We start from the raw sequence: 4,587 nt of genomic DNA on the forward strand, positions 1-4,587 counted from the left end.
AAGCATTGGCCAATAAGGATGAGGCAGGTGTGCTGGCCGGCGGATAGCCGGCTAGGCATCTGCTGTTTCGTGAAGAAGTTGAGAGAGGTTTACGCACGAAAGAGTTTCTCAGTCATCTACGTGTAGAACTCCCCCTTTTGCTCCGCGATAGATTCATAGAATGAGCACTCTTCACAGAGGCGAAGTTTCTTCTTTTTTCACCGGAAATGGTTTCCCCCTTGTCGCTAGTCTGTTCATTGTTCTAATGTATCTGCATCATGGAGAAGCGATCTTTGGGATATTTATACCGGCATAAAATAAAAAAGTAAGAAAAATAGACTTGTTGATAACTGATAAAAAATAACCATGGAAATAATATGATAGTTGTGAAAATATCGATTGTACAATATAATCGTAAAAGGAGATGAAAAAAGAAAGGGGATGGTAGGATTGAAGAAACGAAAGTGGTTTACAAGTGCCGTGGCTGTTCTTTCTCTATCACTGTTGCTTGGCGCTTGTGGAAATGGTAATGGGGGGACGGAGAAGGAAGGAGCCGATGGGAAGAAAGACAGCGATGTGAAATTCCTCAGTATTGCTACCGGCGGAACGGGTGGAACGTATTATCCGCTTGGCGGCGCGTTTGCTGACATTATCAAAGATGAAACCGGCATTGATGCGAATGCCATCACTTCTGGTGCATCGGCGGAAAACATGGCCATTTTGGATGCGGGCGATGCGGAAGTTGCGTTTGCTCAAACCGACATCGCGACATATGCGACGGAAGGAAAGCTCATGTTTAAAGAGAAAATTGAAAGCGTTAAAGGGATTGCGACCCTTTACCCGGAAACGATTCAAATCGTGACCACGAAAAAATCAGGCATTCAGTCCGTTGAAGATTTAAAAGGGAAAGTGGTTTCCGTTGGGGAAGCCGGCTCGGGAACGAGAGCAAACGCGGAACAAATTTTGGAAGTTCACGGCATGACGTTGGATGATATTAAAGCGCGCAACTTGTCGTTTGATGATTCCGTCTCCGGCATCCAAGACGGCACGATTGACGCCGCCTTTATTACAGCGGGAACGCCGACAGGAGCGGTGGAAAGCTTGTCAGCAACGGAAGAAGTTGTGATTGTACCGATCGCTGAAGACAAAATCAATGCGCTGATCGAGAAGTATCCGTACTATGCGAAAGACGAAGTGCCTCAAGGCACGTATAAGCTAGCGGAAACGGTTCCGACGGTGGCCGTGCGCGCGATGCTCGTCGCTCGGGAGGATTTGCCGGAAGACGCGGTCTACAACATTACCAAAGCGATTTTTGAAAACTTGGATAAGGTCAAACATGCCAAAGCCCAACAAATCAAGCTAGAAAATGCATTGGACGGCATGTCGATCGAGCTTCATCCAGGGGCGAAGAAATATTTTGATGAAAAAGGAGTTAAAGTGGAATAACGATGTTGCGGGAAGGACTGGCTTGAGTGATGGCGCCAGCCCTTCCTTATTTCCGCCACTGAGGGGGGCGGCTGATGCGAAAACGGGTCTTAGCGGCCAGTGTACTCCTAGCGGTGGCTGCCGTCTTTTTCCTTCCTTTCCGCCAAGTGCTGGCGTTTGAAAAGGGAGGTCAGGTTGCTGCGTATATTCCGATTTCTCAAGGGGACACGTTCGCGATTCGCTATACGCATTCGATCCACCGTTCGGAGGTGGAGGAGACGTATCAAGTGCTGGCTGACGGGACGATTGAACAAATCGCTCTCACCTATGAGGATACGGCGGTCGGGATGCCGGCAAACGCGGAGTCAAGGGAAACCTTTACGTTTCGCGATGGAAAATACTATATTACTGGCATGGAGCGCAAATTTCCATCCATCTGGTTGAGCGTTGGACGAGTTATCGCCAACCATCGTGTCGTTTATCAAGGGAAGACGGTGACGTTAAAAACAGTCATCCCTCCCGGCTCCATTGTCTGCATCAAGGTGACGCGACTATCATTGTTTCAATGCTGGAAGGGAGTGAAGTTGTTTGGCTGAGAAGTTTGAACAACTATCTATCGAAGAGCAACAACAATTGATGGAAAAATATGATCCGGAAGCAGCGACGCGCAAATTGAAAGGTCCTCTCGGCTGGATTGTCTTTTTTGGGCTGCTTTCCTTTTCGCTCTTTCAGTTATATGCTTCTATTTTTCAAACGCTTCCAAAACAAATTTTATTGTCCATTCATTTAGGATTTGCTCTGTCGCTTATCTTTTTATTGTTTCCAGCGCGTAAAAAAAATCTTCATCGCACCAACGTCGGCATCGTCAATATCATTTTATCGCTGTTGTCGATCGGAGTTGGCGCGTATTTGCCGCTCATGCTCGATGACATCGTCCAACGCATCGGCATTATGACGCCGCTCGACTTTACGGTTGGGTTGGTCGCCGTATTGCTTGTGCTTGAGGCGACGAGGCGGGCGGTTGGGCTGCCGATTACGATCATTGCGTCGCTATTTTTGCTGTATGCCTATTTCGGCCCATATATGCCGGGATTTTTAGCCCATCGGGGCGTCAATTTGGAAGGGCTCGTCAAAACGATGTTTTTTACGACGGAAGGCATTTTCGGCACGCCGCTGTACGTATCGGCGACATACATTTTCGTCTTCTTATTGTTTGGTGCCTTCTTGGTAAAAACGGGTGTCGGGGAATACTTTAATGACTTGGCGCTCGTTGTCGCCGGGAGACGAATCGGCGGTCCGGCGAAGGTGGCGGTGTTCTCCAGCGCGCTGCAAGGAACGATCAGCGGCAGTTCAGTGGCGAACGTCGTTACTTCCGGATCGTTTACGATTCCGATGATGAAACGGCTCGGATATGGAAAAGAGTTTGCCGGCGCTGTGGAGGCGACGGCGTCCACCGGCGGTCAGCTCATGCCTCCGGTCATGGGAGCAGCTGCGTTTTTGATGGTGGAGTTTATCGGCGGCATTTCGTATTGGGAGATCGCGAAAGCGGCAGCGATCCCAGCGATCTTGTATTTCGCCGGCATTTGGATGATGACGCACTTTGAAGCGAAGCGAATCGGGTTGCGCGGGTTGACAGAGGAAGAAATGCCGAACCGGAAGGAAGTGCTCGGAAAAATTTACTTGCTCATTCCGATCCTTATCGTTATTTTGCTGCTGATGAGCGGAATGAGTGTGATGAGAGCCGCGCTTTGGTCGATCGTTGCGATCATTGCGGTCAGCGCGTTGAAAAAGGAAACGCGGTTAGGATGGCGCGACATCATCAACGCTTTAGTTGAAGGGGCGAGAAGTGCGTTGTCTGTGGCGGCGGCGACAGCGGCGGCTGGGATTATCGTCGGGGTCGTCACGAAAACGGGTCTTGGCTTAAAAATGGCGAACGGGTTAGTCGATTTGTCGAACGGGATTTTGATTTTAACGCTATTTTTCACGATGTTGACATCGCTTATTCTCGGCATGGGGTCACCGACGACGGCGAACTATGTCATTACGTCAACGATCGCCGCGCCAGCAATCATCGCTTCCGGCGTGCCGGAATTGGCGGCTCATTTGTTCGTCTTTTACTTTGGCATTATTGCTGATATTACGCCGCCGGTGGCGCTTGCGGCGTTTGCGGCGGCCGGCATTTCCGGAGGGAAGCCGCTACGGACTGGTGTGAATGCATCAAAGTTGGCTATTTCTGCGTTTATCATCCCGTATATGTTTGTGCTTTCACCCGCGCTGTTAATGATCGATACAACCATTCCAAATTTGATATGGGTCGTCTTTTCCGCGTTTGTCGGCATGTTAGCCATTAGCACGGGGATGATCGGCTTTTGGTACCGGAAGCTTAACATTGTTGAACGCATCATTGCGGTTGTGACAGGGTTGTTGCTAATTTATCCGGAAACAATCAGCGACATCGTCGGACTCGTCTTATTTGCTGCCATGTTTGCCATTCAATACGCAGCCGGAAAACGGGAACGGGCGCAACAAACAGCGTCGTAACCCCACTAAAAGGCAGGTGCTCATCTGGATGAGGCCTGCCTTTTTCTTGCGGTTGCGATGGGCGATGACATCATCTGTCACTTTGGGGACAAGCAGTTGCGTTTTCATCTATGGATGCAAGCTCGTCATTTTCTTGCGCTGCCATTGAAGAAAAGGAGTAGTGTCAATAGCGAAGTCGTAGCCGCCTTCTTGCGCATCAAATGGGAAAACGGTTCAGGCGCTGGAAAGAAGGCAGCCGGCTTTAAGCAAGGACATCTTCAGTACGGTTATGGCTGATGGTGCACCGTCGTTGTTTCCCTGCTTGGTTTTTGCTATGATGAGGATAGATTTGCCTGTGGGGAATCGAGCATCGGCTTGTCTGAAACAGGCGCCTAACGGCTAACCGCCTGCCTAGTAGGCTAGTGATGGAAAATCGCAAATGTAAAAAAGATTTCTCGCATTGAGAAAATCGGATGTTTAGAGCAATAAACAATGATTGCTGGAAGGACACAGTGATTTTTCATCGGCCTGTTGGGAGCAGCAAACGTCAAGCTGTATGAGCGTTGCTTTATCACAAAAGAGAACAACGAGATGATGAAAAGGGAAGGATGGGAGAACCGATGGATGATCGTACATTTCGCAACGCGATGGGGAAATTCGCAA

At 49.3% G+C, this 4,587-nt stretch carries 4 protein-coding genes; all 4 read left to right on the forward strand.

What is annotated here, in order from left to right; all coding sequences use genetic code 11:
- The first annotated feature begins 420 nt into the window (after positions 1-420).
- Positions 421-1,425 (forward strand): TAXI family TRAP transporter solute-binding subunit, encoded by a 1,005-nt coding sequence (locus tag DSM465_RS0117610; RefSeq protein ID WP_011888156.1) that lies wholly within the window; start codon positions 421-423, stop codon positions 1,423-1,425.
- A 74-nt stretch (positions 1,426-1,499) separates the two neighbouring features.
- A complete protein-coding gene (locus DSM465_RS0117615) occupies positions 1,500-2,000 on the forward strand; it encodes a DUF1850 domain-containing protein (RefSeq protein ID WP_011888155.1) in 501 nt (166 codons plus the stop codon).
- Entirely contained in the window at positions 1,993-3,945 is a 1,953-nt protein-coding gene (locus tag DSM465_RS0117620) for a TRAP transporter permease (protein WP_011888154.1), read from the forward strand. Before DSM465_RS0117615 ends, DSM465_RS0117620 begins: the two co-directional genes overlap by 8 nt.
- A gap of 57 nt (positions 3,946-4,002) precedes the next feature.
- Positions 4,003-4,221, forward strand: a complete 219-nt coding sequence (locus DSM465_RS0117625) for a hypothetical protein (RefSeq protein WP_029761942.1) — start codon at positions 4,003-4,005, stop codon at positions 4,219-4,221.
- Positions 4,222-4,587 lie beyond the last annotated feature (366 nt).

It is taken from the genome of Geobacillus thermodenitrificans subsp. thermodenitrificans DSM 465 (assembly GCF_000496575.1).
Taxonomy (GTDB): Bacteria; Bacillota; Bacilli; order Bacillales; family Anoxybacillaceae; genus Geobacillus; species Geobacillus thermodenitrificans.

What these genes read in the sequence shown, in the direction of transcription:
- DSM465_RS0117610 (WP_011888156.1), top strand. Translation starts at nt 421, where the DNA reads ATGGTAGGATTGAAGAAACGAAAGTGGTTTACAAGTGCCGTGGCTGTT.
- DSM465_RS0117615 (WP_011888155.1), top strand. Translation starts at nt 1,500, where the DNA reads ATGCGAAAACGGGTCTTAGCGGCCAGTGTACTCCTAGCGGTGGCTGCC.
- DSM465_RS0117625 (WP_029761942.1), top strand. Translation starts at nt 4,003, where the DNA reads ATGGGCGATGACATCATCTGTCACTTTGGGGACAAGCAGTTGCGTTTT.